This is a genomic window from Halalkalibacter lacteus, assembly GCF_036663595.1.
Classification (GTDB): Bacteria; Bacillota; Bacilli; order Bacillales; family Bacillaceae_D; genus Halalkalibacter; species Halalkalibacter lacteus.
Genome location: NZ_JAWRVL010000438.1, coordinates 1 through 238, shown reverse-complemented (window position 1 = coordinate 238; position 238 = coordinate 1). Strand labels below are relative to the sequence as shown.

Below are 238 nucleotides of genomic sequence, written 5' to 3'. Positions count from 1 at the left end.
ACTGGAGCAAGACGCACGGGTGCGTGAGCCCCTGGGATGCGATGACCTACGACGAGAAACTCGGCCTGCTCTACCTCGGAACCGGCGGCCCCGCTCCGTGGAATCCCCTCGAGCGCGCGCGCGATGCAGGCGATGAGCTGTTCTCCAATTCAATCGTTGCAGTGAATGCGGATACCGGCGAGTACGTCTGGCACTATCAGACCGTGCAGCACGATGGCTGGAACCTCGAGGCCACGAA

General features: G+C 62.6%; 1 pseudogene. It reads left to right on the top strand.

Going from position 1 to position 238, the window contains the following annotated elements:
* Positions 1–41: 41 nt before the first annotated feature.
* A pseudogene (locus SAZ04_RS22945) lies at positions 42–238 on the top strand (hypothetical protein); the annotation flags it as partial.